Source organism: Bradyrhizobium semiaridum (genome assembly GCF_020329505.1).
Lineage (GTDB): Bacteria > Pseudomonadota > Alphaproteobacteria > Rhizobiales > Xanthobacteraceae > Bradyrhizobium > Bradyrhizobium semiaridum.
The window spans coordinates 158510-179337 of record NZ_JAGKJJ010000015.1; the positions used below are offsets into that span (position 1 = coordinate 158510).

Consider the following 20828-nt stretch of genomic DNA (forward strand, 5'->3'; position numbering starts at 1 on the left):
GAAGCAAGGAGCTAACGCGCGATGACGATTCAACCCAACCTCATCGCGTGTTAGCATCATGACGTTGGATGGCGACGCTGCCGATGCCGCACCTCCCGCGCCTGGCGCCACAGCGATCTATTTCGACGGCACGTCGAACCGGCGCCGCGTGGTCGTACCAAAACTGTCCGACGCGCTCGAGATCAGGGAGGACGGCGAGCGACTGGCCCGCTGGGCCTATGCCGACATTCGCCGCGCCGACAGTCCGGCCGGCCTGCTGCGGCTGAGCTGCCTGACCGCACCGGCGCTGGCGCGGCTCGAGATCCGCGACGAGAAGCTCGCCGCCACGGTGATCGCGCTGTGCCGGCAGCTCGACGAAAACCTGCCCGGCCGCAAGGGCGTCGGCGCGATCGTCGGCTGGTCGCTGGCGGCGGCGGTGTCGATCGTGCTGGTGGTGCTGTTCGGCGTGCCGCTCGCCGCCGACCGGCTGACGCCGCTGGTGCCTGCCTCCTTCGAGCGGCGGCTCGGCGACGTCGCCGAGGCGCAGGTCAAGGTGATCTTCAGCGACAAGCGTTGCAACAATCCCGCCGGGCAGGCCGCGTTCGAAAAGCTGGTCGGCGCGCTCCGGCAGTCCGCAGGGCTCGACAAATCGGTGCAGTCGGGCGTGCTGGCGACGCAGGTCGCGAACGCGTTCGCGCTGCCGGGCGGCAAGGTCTATCTGTTCGACGGACTGCTGGCCAAGGCCGAAAGCGCCGACGAGGTCGCCGGCGTGCTGGCGCACGAGCTCGGCCATCTCCGCCATCGCGACAGCATGCGCGAACTGATCCACAATGGCGGCACCGCGTTCCTGATCGGGCTGTTGTTCGGCGACATCACCGGCTCCGGCGCGCTGATCTTCGCCTCGCGCACGCTGGTGACGTCGTCCTATTCGCGCGACGCCGAAACCAATGCCGACAGTTTTGCGATCGAGACCATGCACCGGCTCGGCCGTCCCGCCAAGCCGATGGGCGAGCTGATGGTCCGCGTCACCGGCAACGAAGGCGGCAAGGGACTGTCGATCGTCTCCAGCCATCCGCTGTCCGAGGGCCGTCTCGCGCGCATGGGCAAGGCCGATGCCGGTAGCAAATTGAACGGCGCGCCGCTGCTGTCGGCAGCCGAGTGGCGCGCGTTGAAGGGAATCTGCGCGGGGGCAGGGGCAAGCAAGCTGTAATTGCTGCGCTCCGCCGCAAACCCGGCTGTCATCGCCGGCTTGCCGTCTACGCTGAAGCTTCGGCTCGCCCAACGTCGCAAGCCCCGTCGAAGCCTTGGCGTAGACGGGACCGGACGATCCAGTATTCCAGAGGCCGCAGTGATCGGCCGAGGGGCCGCGGCGTACTGGGTCCCCCGCCTTCGCGGGGGACGACATCGCGCATGCGGTGGCAGCCGCGCCGGCGTTTTCACGTCCTTTCTTCAGATGATGAAGTCGGTCGGATGCAGGCTTGCCGCGTGGACGCCGTCGAGCGTGATGGTGTCGCTCGCCGACAGATGGATCACGGCATCGCCGGCAGCATTGTCGCTGATCAGGCTCGACAGCGCGGTCCAGTCGGCAAACCCGTAGTCGTGCACGTTGATCAGGTCGTGCTCGGCCGCGGTGCTGCCGACCGCGCCCTGGTCGAAGTCGGTGATCAGGTCGTTGCCGGAGCCGGTGTTGAACACGAAAGTGTCGCTGTTCGCTCCGCCGTTGAGCTCGTCATTGCCGGCGCCGCCGTTGAGGATATCCCTGCCGCCGGTGATCGAGCCCGGCGTGGCGGGGCTATAGCTCGCCGCATCGCCGAACAGGTAATCCTTGGCCGCGCCGCCGGTGAGGATGTCGTTGCCGCCATGGGCGTTGCCGGACATGGTCGGCGCGTCGCCGAACAGCCGGTCGGCCGCATCGTCGGTGTAGTCGGTGCTGATCTTGACGGAGAGGATGTCGTCCCCGCCATGGGCATTGTCGGTCAGGGACGTTGAGGAATCTCCCGACAGCGCAGCGCCGGCCCAGACGTTCTCGCCGCTCATGGTCAGCGTGAGATTGTCGTTGCCGCCATGCGCATCACCGCTGATCGTGCCGATGGCGTCGCCGCTGACCCTTGCTGCGCCCTCCCGGGTGTCGAGACTGATATCGAGCGAGTCATTGCCGCCGCGCGCCGTGCCGCTCATGGAACCGCCGGCATCGCCGGCATAGACATTGTCGTAGCCTCGCCAGCCGCTCGCGCCGGTGATGGTGTCGCTGCCGCCTTGCGAGTGACCCGTCATGTCGCCGACGACGTCGCCGTAGACGTGCACGTTGGTGTACATCGAGGTGGAATCGACGTTGATCGTGTCGTTGCCGCCTTTGGCGCCGTCGGTCATCGCCTGGGCATCGCCGACTACGAGGCCGGTGTTCCAGCCGTAGCCGATATTGGCCGTGATCGTGTCATTGCCGCCGTGGGACAGGCCGTGCAACGTCGTGTTGTCGTCGCCGAAGATCGTCAGATTGGCTTCGGGCTGGGTGACTCTTGCCGTCACGGTGTCGTTGCCGCCCCAGGCGTCAGTGGTGGTCGGAAAGTTCGGATCTCCGTAGACGGTTTCGACCTGACCAAACTGGTCGAGCAGGACGTCGATGGTGTCGTTCGGCAGATGTTGCATGGCGTAACTCCCAGTTCATTGTCGGAAAGCGGGCCTGACGTCGGCAAATTGATTGCGAGACGCGTTGCGGCCACGCTTCGCGGAGACGACTCTAGTTTGGCTCGATGGCAGAGGTTTGCTGGAATTCGGGACAGAGTTTGATTGCGACAGGTTTCGCGGCGCCGCGCAGCGGAACTCGTTGTCGCGTGGTCGCATCGTGACGTCGTCCCGCACGTCACCGGGACGACGTCGTCGCTCCTGTGCAGCCTTCTCTAGATGATGAAGTCGGTCGGATGCAGGTTCGCCGCGTGAACACCGTCCAGCGTGATCGAGTCGTTGGCGGAGAGATGGATCACGGCATCGCCGGCGCTATTGTCGCTGATCAGCTTCGACAGCGCCGTCCAGTCTGCAAAGCCGTAGCTTTGCACGTCGATCAGGTCGTGTTCCACCGCGGTGCTGCCGACGGCCTTGTTGCCCTGATCGAAGTCGTTGATCGTGTCGTTGCCGGAGCCGGCGTTGAAGACGAAGAAGTCGCTGTTGCCTCCGCCCCACATCTGGTCGTTGCCGGCGCCGCCGTTCAGCGTATCGATGCCGCCGGTGATCGAGCCTGATGATGCGGGCTTGTAAGTCCACGCATCGCCATACATGAAATCCCGGCCCGCGCTGCCGTTGAGGATGTCGTTGCCGCCATGGGAGTTGCCTTCCATGATCGGCGCATCGCCGTACATCTGCGAGACCGCATCCGTATTTTGACCGTCGAGCTTGGCAGTGAGCACGTCGTCGCCGCCCTGGCTGATATCCATCAGCGAGGTCGACGAATCCCCCGACAGAGTTCCGCCCGAAATGGCGCTGTCGCCGTCGAGGGTTAGGGTCAGATTGTCGTTGCCGCCATGGGCCAGGCCGCGCAACGAACCGATGGCGTCGCCGCTGACAGTCGCCACGCCGTCGGTGGTGAGCACGCTGACATCGAGCGTGTCGTTGCCGCCGTGCGAGGTGTCGATCATGGAACCGCCGGCATCGCCGGCGAACAGGTTGGCGCCGCCGCGCCATCCGATCGAGCCCGTGATGTCGTCATTGCCGCCATGCGCATTGCCCGACATGTCGGCCGCGGCATCGCCGTACGCCGACACCGTCGTGTAGACGGTGCCGTGGGCATCGGCGACGATGGTGTCGTTGCCGCCCTTGGCATCGTCGATCATCGATTGGGTATCACCGACCACGACGGCCGTGTTCCAGCCGCCGCCGATGTCGGCGAACAGCGAGTCGTTTCCGCCCTGCGAATGACCAAGCAGCATCGTGTGGTCGTCGCCGAAGATCGTCAGCCTGGTATTGAGCTCGGTGACGGTGGCCGTCACCGAGTCGTTGCCGCCCACGACGTCGGTGGATGCCGGAAAGCCGGGGTCTCCGGACACGGTCGCGATTTGGCCAAATTGGTCGAGGGTGACGTCGTAGGTATCGTTCGGCAGATGCTGCATGGCGTAACTCCCGGTTCATTGTCGGAAGCGCGCCTGACGCCTGCATCGTTTTCGCAAGACGCGTTGTCGGCACGCTTCACCGGGAGCGAATCTACTTTCGGTAGATGGCAGTGATTTGCAGGAAATAGGGAGAGAGTTTGATCGCGCGGAACCGCAGTGACGATCATGCAGATCGCCATCGCAGGCTGCACGTTCGTGAAGCTTCGATGATCCGCTTGCAAAAGCACGCCAGCGTGACAACGCCGGCGCGTCTGCGTGCTACTTCACCAGGCGGAATTTGCCGCCGTCCACCTTGATCAGAAACGCGGAGCGCTCGTCATAGCCGTTGTGATCGGTCGGGCTCATCGTCGACAGGCCGTTGTTGAGATAGACGTCCTTGCCGCGCTCCAGCTCATCGCGCAGCGCGGCACGGAATTCCGCCGTGCCGGGTTTGGCGACTTTGAGCGCATTCTGCGCCGCCCGCTTGAACAGCGTGACGGCGTCCCACAGATGCGCGGCGAAGATGTTCGGCTTTGCGCCGTTGACCTTCTGGTAGGCCGAGACCAGTTCGTCGTGCGCCTGCCGGAACGGATCGCTCGCCGGCAGATCGTCGGCGATAGTGAAGGCCTCGCCGGTGAACACCGCGCCCTCGACATTCTTGCCGCCGAGCTTGATGAATTCTTCCGACGCGACGCCGTGGGTCTGGAAGATCTTGCCGGCATAGCCGCGCTCGCGCAGCGCCTCCTGCGGCAGCACCGCGGGCGTGCCGGCCGAGGCGATGAACACCGCCTCCGGGTTGGTCGCGATCACCTTCAGCGCCTGTCCCATCGCACTGGTGTCCGACCGCGCATAGACTTCATGCGTCGTCACGGTGATGCCGAGCCCGGGCGCCAGCTTGGAGACCTCCTTGTAGTAGCCTTCGCCATAGCCGTCGGAGACGCCGATATAGCCCAGCGTCTTGATCCCGGACTTGGCGATGTACTTCAGTATCGCCGACGCCATCAGATCGTCATTGGGCACCACCTTGAACGCCCAGCGCCGCTTGTCGTCGATCGGCTGCACGATCGCGGTCGCCGCGGCCAGCGAGATGATCGGTGTCTTGGACTCGAAGGCGACGTCGAGCATCGGCATCGTCACCGGCGTCAGCGAGGAGCCGATCAGGATGTCGACGCCGTCCTGGATCACCAGGCGGCGGGCGTTCTGCGTGCCCTTGGTCGGATCGGATTCGTCATCTAGCGCGATGTAAGTGACCTTCTCGCCGCCGACCTCCTTCGGCAGCGCGGCGATCGCCCGCATCTGCGGCTGGCCGAGCGCCGAGCCCGGCCCGGATCCGGAGACCACGATTCCGACCTTGATGTCGGCCTGCGCAGGTGACGCGATCAGGGCCGCGCTCGCGAATATCCAAAGTCCGGCCATGGCCAGCTTCATTGCAAATCCTCCCGGAAACTTGTCTTGTTTGCTGTGCGCCGATGATAGCCGACGGACGGCCGATCCTGCATCATATTGATTCTGATGATGGCGCCTGTCCCACGGATTGGGGACAGCGGGCGGATCGAGCTACGCAAGCCGCGGCGCCATTGCTTTCCCGAGCGGAGCAAGTCGCCTCACGAGGCGCACGGCTGTTCGAGGTGCCGGCAGCGTCTTGCGCCCCTTGGGTTGAACATCGCAAATGTCTCCCGCACGCGCGCCGCCGGAGTCGCATCGATCGGCGCTGCGGAAGTGACATTCGTACCGGGACGGAATGCGTCTACGCCCGGCCAGCGACGCGCAACGACGGTCTCGACCGGAGGCGCGAACGGGCCGCCGTCGCCGAAGCCGGCATCGTAGATGTAAAGGCCGGCAAGGAAGATCGACATGCAGGCAATAAATATTCTGAAAACAGGCATTGTGCTTGCGCCTTCTTGATTGCGGCGACAATGCCCGTGTGAGGGTGAACCCTGCGTTTAGCCGTCCAGCTGATCGGCCAACACGGTTTTCACTTCATGAATGAGACGGGTAAACCGGCCGCTTACCAACGCGTTCAACGCCTCGGCAACCAGACTTCCTCACCGGCCGGCAACAAGTTTGCTGCATTCATGGGCGAAGCCGGAAAGAAAAAGGGACGCGCCATGTTGGTTGCCATTCGCATCATGATCCTGCTCGCAAGCGCCTATGCCCGGTCGGCGGTCGCAGAGCTGCAATTCGCGCCGTTGCCGGGTTCGGCCCTCTCGGCGCAGCAATAGGTCTTTCGAACTTGCGGAGCTCCAACTTGCCGATTGTCGTCGCGCATGCCGACCGGCCGTGAGATGGCCGCGCCGTGCGCTATACGTGCTTTGCCACCTTGCGCGTTCGCGCGGCTCCGGCGCCCGTCACCGCCGGCTTGATGTTCCACACCACGCGCACCGCGGCGAAGGCCTGCGCGATGGTCGGCTCGTGGCGGCGGGCGGCGAGGCAGGCGAGGCTGAGGTCGCAGGTGATCTTCACTTTGTCGGCGACCACGAAATGCCTGGGACGCGCCAGCCGCGGCGCCAGCACCACGTCGCGCGCCAGGCTGAGGCAGATGCCTGACTCGACGAAGTCGATCATCGCCTCCTCCTGGTCGGTGAAGGCAACGCGTTTCGGCAGGGCGCCGAGCGGACGGAAGATGTCGTCGAGCAGCCGCCGGTGGCCGGAATGCAGCGGCGTCGCGAGCCAGGGCAGCTGCGCCAGCTCGCTCCAGCCCTTGCCCATCACCCTGTCGCTCCAGCCCATCGGCGCGATCACGCGGTAGTCATAGCTGAGCAGCGGCGCCAGCACGAAGCGGCCGTCCTCGATGGTGCGCTCGGCGAAGCTGTGATGCGCGAGCTGGTCCGCCGGCGTCGCGTCGACATAATAGCCGACATCGAGCTCGCCGCGGCCGACCTGCGCTAGCACATCGTCGCTGACGCCGTGGCGCAGGAACACCTCGGTGCGTTGCGCCGAGGTGGCGAGGCTGCGCACGAATGGCCCGAGCCGGGTGAATTCGGGATCGAGGATGGTGCCGACGCGCAGCGTGCCGCGCTGCGCCTCCTTGAGCGCATCCGCCGTCGCCTTGAAGTCGGATGCCGCGGCCACCGCCTTGTGCGCCAGCGGCAGCAGCGCGACACCGGCCTCCGTCAGCGTGAAGCCGGCAGGGGTGCGGTTGAACAGTTGCAGGCCGGTGCTCTCCTCCAGCCCCTTCAGTTGCAGGCTCACCGCCGGCTGGGTCAGCTTCAGCACCGACGCGGCACGCGACACGGTGCCCTCACGGGCGACCGTGATGAAGCAACGCAGGGCCTGGGTGCGGGGAAGCTCGCTCATCTGGCGCGCTTATAGCACAGTTTCGGCCGCACATCCGACCGGAACCGTGCGTTGAGGTCACGGTGTGACGCAGCTGCAACTTGCGGCGGCCGTCAGGCCGGACGTCATGCGATGACGCCCTCGGCGCGTGCGCGGACCTTGGGGGAGGCGAGGCAGGTTGCGACCGCCTCTCCTCTCGTCATTCCGGGGCGTGCGTAGCGCGAGCCCGGAATCCATCGGGCTGCAGCGTTGGTGGATGAATGGATTCCGGGCTCTCGCTTCGCGAGCCCCGGAATGACGGGGCAGAATGCTCCACTTGAGTTGCCCTATGCGTCAAGCGCCGCCGTACATTCTGCATCCCCACGCAATGGCTCGTCCTGCCAGCGTGTCGCGGCAATCAGCATCTGTGGCTATGGGTCCCTGCTTTCGCAGGGACGACGGCGGTGTGTGCGGCGGTTATTTCGCGTCCATCACGCGCGACCACCACCTCACTCCAGATGATTCACCTTCTTCACCCAGGCGCGGACGTCGGCGAGCACGTCCGGCAGCACCGCCTTGACCTCCTGCACGGTCATGCCGGGCTTGATGCGGGGGTCGTAGAGCATGTTGAGCAGATACTGGTCGTAGACGTCGAAATAGCCCATCGAGACGCTGTCGTTGAACATGGTCCACGGCACGGTCGCGGTGTCGTTGATCGGGCCGAGCGACTGCAGCAACTCCTCATAGGCGCAGTCGAGGAAGACGAAGTCGCCATTGTCGACGGTCAGGATGACGTCGGAATGCTCGATCTCGTAGTTCTCGTTCTTGCGGAAGCCGGACAGGCATTGCGGGTCGAGCGAGGAGCGGATTTCCTTGGCGCGCTCCTGGCCGTAGAAGCCGGCAATGGTGCGATAGAGGTCGCGGTCGTGCACCAGCTTGACCTGTACGTTGGCGGCCTCGCTGTCCTCGGTCATCGCTATATCGAGATGCTGCACCTTGGCGCGGATGTCGGCGACGACCCTGGCGAGCTGAGCCTTGCGGTCCGCGCGCTTGCCGTCGGCGAACACGCGCACCGGGCTGTCGTATTTGCGGATGCGATCGACCCGCCCGGCGAGATGGTATTCGGCGCCGAACGCGGTCTTCAGAAAGCCTTCGACGATCTCGGTGTCGGTGAACACCTTCTTCTCGTGGCGCTGGCGTGCGGCGATCGCCGGAACCTCGGCGACGGCCGCGTGCGCGATGGCGTCCGCAACCGGGGCGGCGAGCACAAGCGCAACAAGGAGCAGCGTCGAGGCAGAATGTCGGGACATTGGAGCGACGCTGCCGGAAGGTTTGCGGCAGCGCAAGCGGGCATCAGCGCACATGCCGCGTGGCGGCGCCGGGTTCCCCTGAAATCGTCACGTTCAGTTCTTCACCACCACGGTGGTGCCGACCGAGACCCGGCTGTAGAGGTCGGTGACGTCGTCATTGGTCATGCGGAAGCAGCCCGACGAGACCGCCTGGCCGATCGTCTCCGGCTCGTTCGAGCCGTGGATGCGGTAGAGCGTCGAGCCGAGATACATCGCGCGGGCACCGAGCGGGTTGTCGATACCGCCGGACATGTGCCGCGGCAGATCGGGGCGGCGGCGCAGCATCTGGGACGGCGGCGTCCACGACGGCCACTCCTTCTTCGCGGTGATGCGGTGCACGCCGCTCCAGCGGAAGCCGTCGCGGCCGACGCCGATGCCGTAGCGCAGCGCCTCGCCGCCCGGCAGCACCAGATAGAGCCGGCGCTCGGCGGTGTTCACGACGATGGTGCCGGGCGCGTACTTGGTCGGGTAGGTGACGATGGTGCGCGGGATCGGGCTGGCGCGGCTGCCGGAGTAGATGGCCGAGTTTCCGCCGAAGAAGTCGTTGAAATCGGTGCTCTCGGCCAAGGCCTGGCCGCTGCCGGCCACTACCGTGAGCGCGGCCAACATCAGGGCAATCGGGCGCATCATCATCGTCCTCGCGAACAATCAAATATGAGGCCAGACAGGCCACAATTGACGGCCTTTCGCAAGCGACGAAGCCGTGAGCGCACCCAGTTTCCGGCAACACGGTTTAAAAAGGCAACACACCCTAAGCGATAGCTGCCTTGCCGGGCCAAGCCTTTGACGAAGCGGATGAAGAATGGTTGATCTGGACCGACCTCAAGAACATCTCGAAACGGGAGCGAGACCATGAACGGTGCGGAAAGCCTGGTGCGGACATTGGTCGCGGGCGGCGTGGACGTCTGCTTTACCAATCCAGGCACGTCGGAGATGCATTTCGTTGCCGCGCTGGACAAGGTCCCCGGCATGCGCTGCGTGCTCGGCCTGTTCGAGGGCGTGGTGACGGGCGCCGCCGACGGTTATTTCCGCATGAAGGGAACGCCGGCCTCGACGCTGCTGCATCTCGGGCCCGGTCTCGCCAATGGCCTCGCCAACCTGCACAACGCCAAGAAGGCGCATTCCGGCATCGTCAACATCGTCGGCCAGCACGCCACCTATCACATCGGTTACAACGCGCCGCTGACCTCGGACATCGAGGGATTGGCGCGGCCGATGTCGTCCTGGGTCCGCACCTCGCCGGATGCCAAATCGGTCGCATCAGATGGTGCTGCCGCGATCGCCGCGGCGAAGAGCGCGCCGCCGCAGATCGCAACCCTGATCCTGCCCGCCGACACCGCATGGAACGAGGCCGACGGTATTGCCGACGTGCCGGCCGATACGCAGCGTCCGAGCTACTCGCCGCAGGCGGTGGACGCCGCGGCGAAGATCCTGCACGGCGACGCCGCGCACACATTGCTGCTCGTCACCGGCAGCGCGCTGACCGAGCAGGGCCTCGCGCTGGCCGAGCGGATCGCGGGCAAGACCGGCTGCACCGTGATGGGCCAGACCTATCACCCGCGGATGGCGCGCGGTCGCGGCCGCTTCTCGATCAACCGAATCCCCTATGTGATCGAGCAGGCGCTGCCGATCCTGAAGAATTTCCGTCACATCGTGCTGGTCGAGGCCAACGATCCCGTGGCGTTCTTCGCCTATCCGAACAAGCCGAGCATGCTGAAGGCCGAGGGCTGCGAGGTGCATCGCATGACCTCGTGGGGCGAGAACTCGGTCGCCGCGCTCGAGGCGCTCGCCAACGCGCTGCATGCGACGGCGCAGGACGTCAAACCGCAACAATTGCAAGAACTGGTCAAGCCGACCGGCGCGCTCAACCACGCCACGATCGCGCAGGCGATCGCCTGCGCGATCCCCGAGAACGCGATCATGGTCGACGAATCAGTCACCACCGGACGCGGCTTCTTCCCGCCGACGGCGGCGGCCGCGCCGCACGACTGGCTGCAGAACATGGGCGGCTCGATCGGCTTCTCGACGCCAGTCGCGACCGGCGCCGCCGTGGCCTGTCCGGACCGCAAGGTGATCTGCATGGTCGGCGACGGCAGCGCGATGTATACGATCCAGTCGCTGTGGACGCAGGCCCGCGAGGGACTGAATGTCGTGACCATCGTGTTCGCCAACCGCATCTACCAGATCCTGCGCGGCGAGTTCGACGGCGTCGGCGCCGGCGAGCCGGGCCAGCGCGCGCAGGACATGCTGAAGATCGACCGTCCGACGCTCGACTTCGTCGCGCTCGCCAAGGGCATGGGCGTGCCGGCCCGTGCCGTCACGACGGCGGATGAGTTCAACAAGGCGCTGGCGGAAGCCGTCGCGGAGCCCGGTCCGCGATTGATCGAAGTGCAGATGTAGACGCGGGATCAATAATGGCCGCGGCGGCGGCCCGTGCAGTCGGAGGCGTCATGCAGGCCGAACTGAACAAGGTGATCGCCGCCCTGGCCGAGTTTTACGCGCAGGAGCAGTTCCTGCTGGAGCGCGACCTTGGCGAGCGGACACTCACTCACCGCCTCGCGGTGTATGTCGAGCGGCAATTTTCCGGCTGGCAGGTCGATTGCAATTACGACCGGCTCGGCGAGCGCACGCTGCGGCTGCCGCGCGGCTCGATCATCTCGACCGACGACCATCTCGGCAAGTCGATCTATCCCGATATCGTGGTGCATCAGCGCGACATTCCCAACAATCTGCTCGCGATCGAAGTCCGCAAGGACAGCAATCACCAGCCGATCGAGCACGATCTGCACAAGCTGCAGGCGCTCACCGACCCGCATGTCTGGTTCGCCTTTGCCACCGGTGTGCTGCTCACGCTTGGCCGCAGCGGCGTGGGATTTACGGAGGTCTATGTCGGCGGCGTCGTCGAACGCATTGCATCGCTCTGGTTTGCCGAGCGGCTGCGCGACAGCGCACTTGCGCGCGCGACAATGGCCCCCATTAATTCTGAGTTCGGTGTTTGCCGTGATACCCCGTTTGGGTCATGCGCCGCTCACATTCGTGCGCCACAAGTAAGGCGCGGAAGGTGGAGCAATTTCTGAGGCTGGTGGTCTTTTTCAGTACGATCCGATGGCGGTGCGCATCACCGGTTTCGCTTCGTTTTCGCTCCCCCTTCCGCACTTTCAATTCGCGCACTTCACTTCATCGGCGCCCGACATCGGCGCATCCCGATCGCGGCGCCGACGAAGCCGAGCAACCACGCCGAGACAGCGAGAAGGCCGCCCCGAGGCGGCCTTCGGCGCGTTTGGCGCGCTTCTGCTTATTGCTTGGCTGCATCGTCGCCGGATTTGGCGCTCGACTTCTTGGCGGCCGTTTTCTTCGCCTTCTTCTTCGGCGCCATCTTGCTCGCCTCGCCTTTCGTGGCGGTGTCGGCGCTTTGCGCAGCGGGCGCCGGGCTGGCGCCGGCCTTGTCCTGCGCGAGCGCGGTGGACGACAGCAAAGCCACGGCGGTGGCGGCGAGGATCAGTGTTCGCATCGGATGGGGTCTCCCGTTGGTTTAGCGGCGGGCCTCAACGAGACAGAATGTCGCAGGGTTCCGCTGCACGGATCAGCTGTCCGTGACCGGTGCGTGATGACGGGAGGATGGATAGGTATCGCGCCTGGGAGCAGCCCGCTACCGGCTCATTTCCGCAAGATGATGAGCGCTTCCCGGTAGAGTTGCGAGAACGAGACCGCCAGCGCGCTCGACAGCAGGAATATCGAAATCCTGTCGTAGTCGGCAGCGGTAGGCCAGGTGAACTCGAAATAGGGCGGCAGGAACCCCCAGCAGACGATCGGAATCGTGATGATGGTGGCAAAGGCGCCGGCAGGTGCTCCGCCGAGCAGGCCGGCGACCAGGATGGCGGGCACGAAACCGGCGAAATAGAGCTGCAGGCCGATGGTCGCGAACACCTCCTGCAGCACGGCGGCAAAAGCTACAGCCAGCAGCGCGACGGCGAATGTCGGCAACGACCATGGCCGCAGGCTCAGGATGTAGTCGTTGCTCTTGCGCATTGCGGTTCCCCCGCGCCCCCGCGAGGTCCGGGAAGGTAGCGGAGGAGTTTTGCAAATAAAAGCCCGTAGGAATCCGTGGCCCGGGGCTTCCCGCCGGGCGTCGCGGCATGGTCAAGCCGCTGCCTCATTGTGTCGGCTTATTGCGTCGCGGCGGGAGATCGCGGGGACAATGCCATGGGACTTCTGATCCTTCTAATCGCGATGGGCATCGGCTTCGGTGCGGGTTACGGCGTGCGCGAGATGATCTCGCGCCGTCGCCGCCGTGCCGCGCGGGGCGACAAGAGGCAGTCGCATTGGGGCGACGCGGCCGTGGCCGGCACCGGAACTGACGCCATCAATCTGGAGCGCCTTCTGGTTGCCGCGAATGACGACGTCACCGGCCGCCGTCGCCAGCATCAACCGGCTGTCGCTCAACCGGTCAACCGCAACACCCGGCCCGATGAAGAATTCGATGGCGCCGTCCGTGACCTGCTCGGCGCGCTCAACCGCCGCCCGCCGGACGCGTCGACGTCGCCGCGCGAGGCGCGGCCCTGAGCCGCGCGCCTTTGCATGGGGTTGTTTTTCGACATTCTGGATCAGGCGGTCCCTGACGGCACCAGAATGCCGGCGAGCGCACCCAGCAGGGTTCATGAGACCGAATGGTGGACGCACAAGGGATCGAACCTTGGACCTCTCCCGTGTGAAGGGAACGCTCTCCCGCTGAGCTATGCGTCCGGGATATGACGTGCGTCAAAGGCCGCTGGTTGGTGGCCGGCCGAAAAGGCGCTTCGTCAGAGCGTGCGATTTACGAAGTGCCGGGTAGGGGTGTCAAGCCAAGACCTCGACAAGACCTCGAATGACGGGCTGAAATCAGGCCCCCTGCTGCCGGGCGCGGGAGGCGTGGGATTGCAGCGCCCGGATGCGCTCGGCGAGCGTCCCGCCGCCTTCGGGCATCCCGTTGCCGGAGGTGGCGCCGTTGGCGGGCCTTGCGCCGGTCTTGGCCGGCACCGTCGGTTCGGCCGCCAGCATGGCCTCGATCGCCGAATTCGGGCCCTCGAGCTGGATCGCGAGCTTGGCCACCTCGGCGGCGATGTCGTTGATGCGCTCGCGCAGCAGCGCGTTCTCCATGCGCTCGGTGGCCCAGGAGCTTTCGGCCTGTTGCTGGATCGCGTTGATGTCGCGCTGCAGCTTGCTGCGCTCGTCACGCGCGATGCGCAGCTGCTCCTCGGCTGCTGCCTTCTCCTGGCGCAGCTTCTCGAGCGCGGGCGACATGCCGCCGCTGGTCGCGGCGATCTCCTCGCGCAGTTGCTGCACTGTCCGCTCGGCGGCGGCGTTGGCCTGCTTGAGCTGGCCGTTCTCGAATTCGCGCTCGGCCAGCAGCTTGCCCTGGGTCGCGAGCCGGTCCTCGAGTTCGTTGACGCGATTGCCGAGCATCTCGGCTTCCTTGACCTGGGCGACCAGCTGGCGGTCGAGATCGGTGACGCGCTGGCTCAGATTCTCGACCCGGCTGCGTGCGTCGGTCAGGTCGCGCGTGACGGTTTCCGACTGGCTGCGCTCCTGGGCGAGGCGGGCCTCGGTCGCCGCGAAATCCCTGGCGGCATCGCCGACCCGGTTGCGCAGCTCCTCGACCTGGGTCCGCACCGCGACGAGCTCGATCTGGCGGCTGTCGGCGGTCATCGCGCGGTCGTTGAGCTCGGCGTTGATCTTGCCAAGTTCGCTCTGCTTGTCGGCCAGTGCCTGCTCGGCGGCGCGCAGCAGCTCGGACTTGGCGGAGAATTCCTCCTCGGTGGCGCGCAGCTGCTCCTTCATCGCCTTCTCGCGCGCCTCCAGCGCGAAGATCGTGGCGTTCTTCTCGCTGAGCTCGATCTTCATGCGGTTGATCGCGTCGGTCTTCTTGCCGAGCTCGGCGAGCTGGCTGGTGGTCTTGCTCTTGAGTTGGTCGACGCTCATCTCGAGCCGGCGCGCCGACATCGCGAACTCGGCGCGGAGCTGATCCTTGTCGGCCTGGATTTCGGCCATCGACAGCGGAGTGGCCGCCTCCATGCGCCGCGTGGTCAGCCGCACCGCGCGGTTGTGCACCAGCGGGACGATCATCAGGCCACACAGCATCGAGATCAGGAAACCGATCGCCGCGTACATGATCGGTTCGATCATGAAGGGTCACTCCAGGCAAAGAAGGAATTGTTAATCACAATGCCACGGCGGGCCGGCCCAAGGCCAGCCCGTTTGCCGCGTTAACGTTGATCGCTAACCGTGTCGGATTGAGCGCTCCGCGATCACCTGTCCGGGCGACCGCCTAGAACGGGTTCCAGGTCGCGCGCGGGGTGTATTTCAGGTAGCCGACATTGGCGCCGAGCCGCAGCCCGATGCCGGAGCGGATCGGCACCAGCACGATGTTGTTGGAGGTCAGCGCGGTCATGCCGAAGCCGCCGACGATATAGGCCGAGCCGTCGATGCCGACGAAGCGCTGATAGATCGCCTGCGTCGAGGGCAGGTTATAGACCAGCGTCATGGTGCGGGCGCCGTCGCCGCCCCAGTCGAACCCGACCGAGGGACCCTGCCAATAGACCCGGAGGTCGCCGGCGTTCTTGGTGTAAAGCGTGCCTTCGCCGTAGCGCAGGCCGGCCACGAAGGCGCCGGAGCCTTCCTCGCCGAGCACGTAGCCGTTGGGCAGGCCCCATTGGCTGACCGCACGCTCGATCACCGAGGCGAGCCCGCGCGAAACATTGCCGAAGAACTTGTGCCCGGCGTTGACCAGCTCATCAGGCCCGTAAGTATACGGGGTCGGTTCACGCTGTGGCGGCGGATATTGCGGCGGGGGCTGCTGCGCGGCTGCCCCCGCGGTCCAGCACATCAGCGCGGCGAACGCGACCGCGGCAAGGCGTGATGCGAATCTCATTAAGAACCCCTGCTATCGAAATTCCGGGTGTTGCCCTTAACCTGACGCCAACAAGCACGGCTCTAGGTTGCGCCCGGTGTCCCCTCGACTCGGATGTTATCGGTAGCAACTATGACGGCACAACGGCAGGAAAGATATGGTTGGTGCCGTGGAATGGCGTTTTTCGGCCTGTGGGCGGGCATTTTGGCGGCCATCGGCCCTGATGCGGCCGCTTGGGCCACCACCACTGAGCGCGTGGTGACCAACCGCTATTCGGGACTGGCGATCGAAGGTTTCGATCCCGTCGCCTATTTCACCGATGCCGCCGCCACCCAGGGACGGCCGGAATTCGAAGCCGCCGAAGCCGGCGCGATCTGGCGCTTCCGCAACGAAGGCAACCGCGCCTCGTTCGTCGCCCACCCCGAGATCTATGGTCCGCAGTTCGGCGGTTACGATCCGACCGACCTCGTGCGCGGCGTCGCCTGTGCCGGCAATCCGCGGTTCTGGGTGGTCGCCGGCAACAGGCTCTATCTGTTCAACCGGGAAACCAGCCGCGACGCCTTTGCCGCCGATCCGGCGCGCTTCCTGAAGGAGGCCAGGGGGCGCTGGCCGGACCTGCAGCAAAGTCTCGCACGATAGTCAGGGCGCCGCGCCTGGGTCGCCCCAGGCGATGAACTCCGGCACCAGGAAATTCTCGCGGCCCAGCCCGAAATGCAGCGGGCCGCCATTCCCGTCGGTCACCTTGCCGCCGGCCGCGACGACGACTGCGGCACCCGCAGCAACGTCCCATTCGGATGTCGGCGAGAGGCGGGGATAGATGTCGACTTCGCCCTCGGCGACGCGGCCGAACTTGACGGCCGAGCCCAGCACGGCGCGGACTGCATTGCCGCGCGCATCGATGAAACCTTCGGTGCGCGCATCGCCATGCGAGCGGCTGACGGCCACCGTCCACGGCTGACCGCGCGGCGGACACGGACGGGTCTTGATCGGCACGGCCTGCGCAATCGTGCTGCGATACAGCGTCAGCCGCTCCGCGCCCTTGCCGACGATGCCGCGCCAGATCAATCCGAGTGCAGGTGCGCCGACGATGCCGAGCAGCGGCGCGCCATCGGTGACCAGCGCCAGGTTGACCGTAAATTCGTCGCGGCCGGCGACGAACTCCTTGGTGCCGTCGAGCGGATCGATCAGGAAGAAGCTGTCCTTGTAGGGCGGCGTCGCCAGATGGACGCGTTCCTCCGACAGCAATGAGACATGCGGCGCCAGCCGCCCCAGCCCTTCGACGATGACGTGATCAGCGGCGAGATCCGCCTCGGTGACCGGCGAGCCATCGCTTTTGCCGGCAACATTCATCGTGGACCGGTTCACGGCGAGGATAGCCTCGCCGGCCCGGATCACCAGTTCCGTCAGTGATTCGAGCAGCGCCGCTGCGCTCTCGCAGCCGATGGCCGGGGAACGTGCCTCATTCATGGGCCAAGTCTCATAAGTCTCATATTCTGTTCGTGTTCCCTTAGCAGTCCCGCCGCAAGCTGGCAGCATGCGTCTTCGCGGTGTATCAAGCCCACAGGCATGCGTGATTCGCACTCCTCCCGCGGCGTGCGGCTTTCCAGGAACAATCAATGTCTGGCACTTCGTCTCCCGGCCCCGCCCCCGATGCACTCGAACTCGCGGCGCTGCTGTGCTCGCGGGTTTGCCACGATCTCATCAGTCCGGTGGGCGCGATCGTCAATGGGCTTGAGGTCCTCGACGACAATCCCAAGCCCGAGGACCGCGACTTCGCGCTCGATCTGATCCGCAAGAGCGCGAAGACCGCCTCGGCACGGCTGCAGTTCTGCCGCCTGGCATTCGGCGCCGCCGGCTCGTCCGGCGCGCAGATCGATCTCGGCGACGCTCAGACCATGGCGAAGGGCCATCTCGAGGACGGCAAGCTGACGCTGAGCTGGAATCTGCCGCGGCTGCTGCTGCCCAAGAATCGGGTCAAGCTGCTGCTCAACATGCTGGTGATTGCGCAGCAGACGATTCCGCGTGGCGGCACCTTGACGATCGATCCGGTCGGCGAGGGCGAGACGATGAGTTTTCGCATCACGTCCGCCGGCCTCAACGCGCGCGTGCCGCAGAACATCGTCGATCTGCTCGGCGGGACGTCGTCGAACACGGTCGATGCGCACGCAGTGCAGCCGCATTACACGCGCCTTTTGGCTGAGGCCTGCGGGCTGAAGGTGACGCTCGTGCTCGACGGCGACAAGGTGGTTGTCGCCGCGGCCTGAAGCGGCCCCGCGCGAATTTCGTTAATCAGGCGTTACTAAGGGCCGCGCGATTTGATCGCGCGGCCTTATGTCTTTGTTGATCCCGTTCTTTTCCATTTGCTCAACCAAACTTAAACGCTTTGCGGAGAAGCTGGCCCGGTTCCGTCAGGCGCGTCGATGTCGCGCGCTGCTGCGTATTTGAAGGTTGGTTTCATGGACGATCTGTTGCGCGAGTTCCTGACGGAGAGCAGCGAAAGCCTGGACACGGTCGACAACCAGCTGGTGCAGTTCGAGCAGGATCCGAACAACGCGAAGATTCTGGATAACATCTTCCGGCTGGTGCACACGATCAAGGGCACCTGCGGCTTCCTCGGTCTGCCGCGGCTGGAAGCGCTGGCGCATGCCGGCGAGACGTTGATGGGCAAATTCCGCGACGGCATGCCGGTGCGCGCCGAGGCGGTGACGCTGATCCTGTCCTCGATCGACCGCATCAAGGAGATTCTGGCGGGGCTCGAGGCCACCGAGGCCGAGCCCGAGGGCAACGACCGCGACCTGATCGATCAATTGGAAGCCATGGTCGAGCACGGCATGGCGGCAATGTCTGCTGCTGAATCTGAAGCTGGCATCCCCGTCGTCGAGGCGCCGTCGGTGCAGCCCGACGTCACCGCGGGCATGCTGGTGGCGCAGACGCTGGAGCGTCCGCTGCGCCCGGGCGAGGTCTCGCTCGACGAGCTCGAGCGCGCGTTCCGCGAGACCGAGACCGAAGTCGCCATACCCGCGCCCGTGCCCGTTGCCAAGCCGGCCGCCGCAGCGCCCGCAGCCGAGCCGACGGAGGCCGCCAGGAAGCCGGCCCGCAAGGCCGCGACGGAAGGCGATGTCCAGGAAGGCGACAAGATCGCCAACCAGTCGATCCGGGTCAATGTCGACACCCTCGAACACCTCATGACCATGGTCTCCGAGCTGGTCTTGACCCGCAACCAGTTGCTGGAGATCTCGCGGCGCAACGAGGACAGCGAGTTCAAGGTGCCGCTGCAGCGGCTCTCCAACGTCACCGCCGAGCTGCAGGAAGGCGTCATGAAGACGCGCATGCAGCCGATCGGCAATGCCTGGCAGAAGCTGCCGCGCATCGTGCGCGACCTCAGTGGCGAACTCGGCAAGCAGATCGAGCTGGAGATGCACGGCGCCGACACCGAGCTCGACCGCCAGGTGCTCGACCTGATCAAGGACCCGTTGACGCACATGGTGCGCAACTCCGCCGATCATGGCCTCGAGACCACCGCCGAGCGCCTCGCGGCCGGCAAGGGAGAGCAGGGCACCATCCGTCTCTCCGCCTATCACGAGGGCGGCCACATCATCATCTGCATCGCCGACAACGGCCGCGGCCTCAACACCGAGCGGATCAAGGCCAAGGCGCTCCAGAACGGTCTCGTCACCGAGGCCGAGCTGGAGAAGATGACCGAGGCGCAGATCCACAAGTTCATCTTCGCGCCGGGCTTCTCCACCGCGGCGCAGGTCACCTCGGTCTCCGGCCGCGGCGTCGGCATGGACGTGGTGCGCACCAATATCGACCAGATCGGCGGCACCATCGACATCAAGAGCGTCGCCGGCGAGGGCGCCTCGGTCACCATCAAGATCCCGCTGACCCTTGCGATCGTCTCCGCCCTGATCGTCGAAGCCGGCGGCGACCGCTTTGCGATCCCGCAATTGTCTGTCGTCGAGCTGGTGCGGGCCCGCGCCAACTCCGAGCATCGCATCGAGCGGATCAAGGACACCGCGGTCTTGCGGCTGCGCAACAAGCTGCTGCCGCTGATCCATCTCAAGAAGCTCTTGAAGATCGACGACGGCGCGGCCTCCGATCCCGAGAACGGCTTTATCGTGGTCACCCAGGTCGGCAGCCAGACTTTCGGCATCGTGGTCGACGGCGTGTTCCACACCGAGGAGATCGTGGTCAAGCCGATGTCGACGAAACTGCGGCACATCGACATGTTCTCCGGCAACACCATTCTGGGCGATGGCGCCGTGATCATGATCATCGACCCCAACGGCATCGCCAAGGCGCTCGGCGCCTCCGGCTCCTCGGCCCATGAGATGGCCGAGGACAGCGCCAGCGCCCATGCCAACAGCGGCGAGCAGCTGACCTCGCTGTTGGTGTTCCGCGCCGGCTCCAGCCAGCCCAAGGCGGTGCCGCTCAGCCTGGTCACCCGGCTGGAGGAGATCGCGACCGACAAGATCGAGCTCTCCAACGGCCGCTACATGGTGCAGTACCGCGAGCAGCTGATGCCGCTGGTGCAGATGGCCAATGTGCAGGTGCAGACGCAAGGCACCCAGCCGATCCTGGTGTTCGCCGACGACGGCCGCTCGATGGGGCTGGTGGTCGACGAGATCATCGACATCGTCGAGGAGCGGCTCAACATCGAGGTCGCCGGCAGCCAGGACGGCATCCTCGGCTCGGCGGTGATCAAGGGCCAGGCCACCGAGGTGATCGATGTCGGCCATTTCCTGCCGATGGCGTTCGCCGACTGGTTCTCGCGCAAGGAGATGCGGCCCTCGGCCAGCGCGCAGTCGGTGCTGCTGGTCGACGACAGTGCCTTCTTCCGCAACATGCTGGCGCCGGTGCTCAAGGCCGCCGGCTACAAGGTGCGCACCGCGCAGAACGCGCAGGAAGGGCTGAGCGTGCTGCGCTCGGGCCAGAGCTTCGACGTGGTGCTGACCGACATCGAGATGCCCGAGATGAACGGCTTCGAGTTCGCCGAGAACATCCGCAGCGACCACAATCTCAATGCGATGCCGATCATCGCGCTGTCGGCGATGGTCTCGCCGGCGGCGATCGAGCGCGGCCGGCAGGCCGGCTTCCACGACTATGTCGCAAAGTTCGACCGGCCCGGGCTGATCGCGGCGCTGAAGGAACAGACCGCCGAGATGCGGCGGGCAGCCTAACCAACGGAAACGATACCGATGACCAGCAAGACCGAAGCGGGCGAAGGGGCGATGGCGGAATACGTCACCGCTGTGATCGGCGGACAGCTGTTCGGCCTGC

The 20828-nt window shown here is 65.5% G+C and carries 18 protein-coding genes, 1 tRNA gene and 2 pseudogenes; 9 read left to right on the plus strand and 12 right to left on the minus strand.

Annotated features, from left to right (window positions below; genetic code table 11):
* Positions 1 to 58 precede the first annotated feature (58 nt).
* On the plus strand, positions 59 to 1189 hold the full coding sequence (locus J6500_RS18865) for a M48 family metallopeptidase (protein ID WP_225714191.1): 1131 nt from the start codon (positions 59 to 61) through the stop codon (positions 1187 to 1189).
* A gap of 239 nt (positions 1190 to 1428) precedes the next feature.
* Here the strand turns inward: J6500_RS18865 and J6500_RS18870 are convergent, their stop codons facing one another.
* From J6500_RS18870 to J6500_RS18880, 3 genes are all read right to left on the minus strand, one after another.
* Positions 1429 to 2625, minus strand: a complete 1197-nt coding sequence (locus tag J6500_RS18870) for a calcium-binding protein (protein ID WP_225714192.1) — start codon at positions 2623 to 2625, stop codon at positions 1429 to 1431.
* 251 nt (positions 2626 to 2876) lie between these two features.
* Entirely contained in the window at positions 2877 to 4079 is a 1203-nt protein-coding gene (locus J6500_RS18875; RefSeq protein WP_225714193.1) for a calcium-binding protein, read from the minus strand.
* A gap of 258 nt (positions 4080 to 4337) precedes the next feature.
* Entirely contained in the window at positions 4338 to 5486 is a 1149-nt protein-coding gene (locus J6500_RS18880; RefSeq protein WP_225714194.1) for an ABC transporter substrate-binding protein, read from the minus strand.
* A 554-nt stretch (positions 5487 to 6040) separates the two neighbouring features.
* Here J6500_RS18880 and J6500_RS18885 point away from each other — a divergent pair.
* Positions 6041 to 6280 (plus strand): hypothetical protein, encoded by a 240-nt coding sequence (locus J6500_RS18885; RefSeq protein WP_225714195.1) that lies wholly within the window; start codon positions 6041 to 6043, stop codon positions 6278 to 6280.
* Positions 6281 to 6359: 79 nt separating this feature from the next.
* On the opposite strand, the gene J6500_RS18890 is transcribed toward J6500_RS18885, so the two are convergent.
* From J6500_RS18890 to J6500_RS18900, 3 genes are all read right to left on the minus strand, one after another.
* Positions 6360 to 7355: a LysR family transcriptional regulator gene (locus tag J6500_RS18890; RefSeq protein WP_225714196.1), complete on the minus strand. Its 996-nt coding sequence runs from the start codon at positions 7353 to 7355 to the stop codon at positions 6360 to 6362.
* A 467-nt stretch (positions 7356 to 7822) separates the two neighbouring features.
* The gene (locus J6500_RS18895) at positions 7823 to 8623 is read right to left on the minus strand and encodes a DUF2927 domain-containing protein (RefSeq protein WP_225714197.1); all 801 of its coding nucleotides are present in this window, start codon (positions 8621 to 8623) and stop codon (positions 7823 to 7825) included.
* A 93-nt stretch (positions 8624 to 8716) separates the two neighbouring features.
* Positions 8717 to 9292, minus strand: a complete 576-nt coding sequence (locus tag J6500_RS18900; RefSeq protein ID WP_225714198.1) for a L,D-transpeptidase — start codon at positions 9290 to 9292, stop codon at positions 8717 to 8719.
* Between the two features lie 222 nt (positions 9293 to 9514).
* On the opposite strand from J6500_RS18900, the gene J6500_RS18905 reads away from it, so the two are divergent.
* Together J6500_RS18905 and J6500_RS18910 are read left to right on the plus strand one after the other, a co-directional pair.
* Positions 9515 to 11062 (plus strand): acetolactate synthase large subunit, encoded by a 1548-nt coding sequence (locus tag J6500_RS18905; protein ID WP_225714199.1) that lies wholly within the window; start codon positions 9515 to 9517, stop codon positions 11060 to 11062.
* Positions 11063 to 11112: 50 nt separating this feature from the next.
* Positions 11113 to 11625 (plus strand): annotated as a pseudogene (locus J6500_RS18910) (hypothetical protein); the annotation flags it as partial.
* A gap of 332 nt (positions 11626 to 11957) precedes the next feature.
* Here the strand turns inward: J6500_RS18910 and J6500_RS18915 are convergent.
* Together J6500_RS18915 and J6500_RS18920 are read right to left on the minus strand one after the other, a co-directional pair.
* Complete coding sequence (locus tag J6500_RS18915; RefSeq protein ID WP_225714200.1) at positions 11958 to 12173, minus strand: hypothetical protein; 216 nt, start codon at positions 12171 to 12173, stop codon at positions 11958 to 11960.
* Positions 12174 to 12319: 146 nt separating this feature from the next.
* Positions 12320 to 12691, minus strand: a complete 372-nt coding sequence (locus J6500_RS18920; RefSeq protein ID WP_225714201.1) for a DUF4118 domain-containing protein — start codon at positions 12689 to 12691, stop codon at positions 12320 to 12322.
* A gap of 174 nt (positions 12692 to 12865) precedes the next feature.
* Between J6500_RS18920 and J6500_RS18925 the strand changes: the two genes are divergently transcribed.
* A complete protein-coding gene (locus J6500_RS18925; protein WP_225714202.1) occupies positions 12866 to 13225 on the plus strand; it encodes a hypothetical protein in 360 nt (119 codons plus the stop codon).
* Between the two features lie 105 nt (positions 13226 to 13330).
* Here J6500_RS18925 and J6500_RS18930 read toward each other — a convergent pair.
* From J6500_RS18930 to J6500_RS18940, 3 genes are all read right to left on the minus strand, one after another.
* A tRNA-Val gene (locus J6500_RS18930) sits at positions 13331 to 13405 on the minus strand.
* A 135-nt stretch (positions 13406 to 13540) separates the two neighbouring features.
* Complete coding sequence (locus J6500_RS18935) at positions 13541 to 14824, minus strand: coiled-coil domain-containing protein (protein ID WP_225714203.1); 1284 nt, start codon at positions 14822 to 14824, stop codon at positions 13541 to 13543.
* Positions 14825 to 14966: 142 nt separating this feature from the next.
* The gene (locus tag J6500_RS18940) at positions 14967 to 15569 is read right to left on the minus strand and encodes a DUF1134 domain-containing protein (protein ID WP_225714204.1); all 603 of its coding nucleotides are present in this window, start codon (positions 15567 to 15569) and stop codon (positions 14967 to 14969) included.
* A 153-nt stretch (positions 15570 to 15722) separates the two neighbouring features.
* Between J6500_RS18940 and J6500_RS18945 the strand changes: the two genes are divergently transcribed.
* Positions 15723 to 16187 (plus strand): YHS domain-containing (seleno)protein, encoded by a 465-nt coding sequence (locus tag J6500_RS18945; RefSeq protein ID WP_225714205.1) that lies wholly within the window; start codon positions 15723 to 15725, stop codon positions 16185 to 16187.
* Here J6500_RS18945 and cysQ read toward each other — a convergent pair whose 3' ends face one another.
* The gene (cysQ, locus tag J6500_RS18950) at positions 16188 to 17015 is read right to left on the minus strand and encodes a 3'(2'),5'-bisphosphate nucleotidase CysQ (protein WP_225714206.1); all 828 of its coding nucleotides are present in this window, start codon (positions 17013 to 17015) and stop codon (positions 16188 to 16190) included. It lies immediately after the preceding gene.
* 149 nt (positions 17016 to 17164) lie between these two features.
* Between cysQ and chpT the strand changes: the two genes are divergently transcribed.
* The 3 genes and pseudogenes from chpT to J6500_RS18965 form a co-directional block, all read left to right on the plus strand.
* A complete protein-coding gene (chpT, locus tag J6500_RS18955; protein WP_225714207.1) occupies positions 17165 to 17812 on the plus strand; it encodes a histidine phosphotransferase ChpT in 648 nt (215 codons plus the stop codon).
* Positions 17813 to 18004: 192 nt separating this feature from the next.
* Positions 18005 to 20728, plus strand: coding sequence for a hybrid sensor histidine kinase/response regulator (locus J6500_RS18960; RefSeq protein WP_225714208.1), 2724 nt, complete (start codon positions 18005 to 18007; stop codon positions 20726 to 20728).
* A gap of 18 nt (positions 20729 to 20746) precedes the next feature.
* Positions 20747 to 20828 (plus strand): annotated as a pseudogene (locus tag J6500_RS18965) (chemotaxis protein CheW); the annotation flags it as partial.

Bases quoted from the DNA above. Each gene is read 5' to 3' on its own strand.
- J6500_RS18865 (WP_225714191.1), top strand. From the start codon at position 59: ATGACGTTGGATGGCGACGCTGCCGATGCCGCACCTCCCGCGCCTGGC.
- J6500_RS18870 (WP_225714192.1), bottom strand. From the start codon at position 2,625: ATGCAACATCTGCCGAACGACACCATCGACGTCCTGCTCGACCAGTTT.
- J6500_RS18875 (WP_225714193.1), bottom strand. From the start codon at position 4,079: ATGCAGCATCTGCCGAACGATACCTACGACGTCACCCTCGACCAATTT.
- J6500_RS18880 (WP_225714194.1), bottom strand. From the start codon at position 5,486: ATGAAGCTGGCCATGGCCGGACTTTGGATATTCGCGAGCGCGGCCCTG.
- J6500_RS18885 (WP_225714195.1), top strand. From the start codon at position 6,041: ATGAATGAGACGGGTAAACCGGCCGCTTACCAACGCGTTCAACGCCTC.
- J6500_RS18890 (WP_225714196.1), bottom strand. From the start codon at position 7,355: ATGAGCGAGCTTCCCCGCACCCAGGCCCTGCGTTGCTTCATCACGGTC.
- J6500_RS18895 (WP_225714197.1), bottom strand. From the start codon at position 8,623: ATGTCCCGACATTCTGCCTCGACGCTGCTCCTTGTTGCGCTTGTGCTC.
- J6500_RS18900 (WP_225714198.1), bottom strand. From the start codon at position 9,292: ATGATGCGCCCGATTGCCCTGATGTTGGCCGCGCTCACGGTAGTGGCC.
- J6500_RS18905 (WP_225714199.1), top strand. From the start codon at position 9,515: ATGAACGGTGCGGAAAGCCTGGTGCGGACATTGGTCGCGGGCGGCGTG.
- J6500_RS18915 (WP_225714200.1), bottom strand. From the start codon at position 12,173: ATGCGAACACTGATCCTCGCCGCCACCGCCGTGGCTTTGCTGTCGTCC.
- J6500_RS18920 (WP_225714201.1), bottom strand. From the start codon at position 12,691: ATGCGCAAGAGCAACGACTACATCCTGAGCCTGCGGCCATGGTCGTTG.
- J6500_RS18925 (WP_225714202.1), top strand. From the start codon at position 12,866: ATGGGACTTCTGATCCTTCTAATCGCGATGGGCATCGGCTTCGGTGCG.
- J6500_RS18935 (WP_225714203.1), bottom strand. From the start codon at position 14,824: ATGATCGAACCGATCATGTACGCGGCGATCGGTTTCCTGATCTCGATG.
- J6500_RS18940 (WP_225714204.1), bottom strand. From the start codon at position 15,569: ATGAGATTCGCATCACGCCTTGCCGCGGTCGCGTTCGCCGCGCTGATG.
- J6500_RS18945 (WP_225714205.1), top strand. From the start codon at position 15,723: ATGGCGTTTTTCGGCCTGTGGGCGGGCATTTTGGCGGCCATCGGCCCT.
- cysQ (WP_225714206.1), bottom strand. From the start codon at position 17,015: ATGAATGAGGCACGTTCCCCGGCCATCGGCTGCGAGAGCGCAGCGGCG.
- chpT (WP_225714207.1), top strand. From the start codon at position 17,165: ATGTCTGGCACTTCGTCTCCCGGCCCCGCCCCCGATGCACTCGAACTC.
- J6500_RS18960 (WP_225714208.1), top strand. From the start codon at position 18,005: ATGGACGATCTGTTGCGCGAGTTCCTGACGGAGAGCAGCGAAAGCCTG.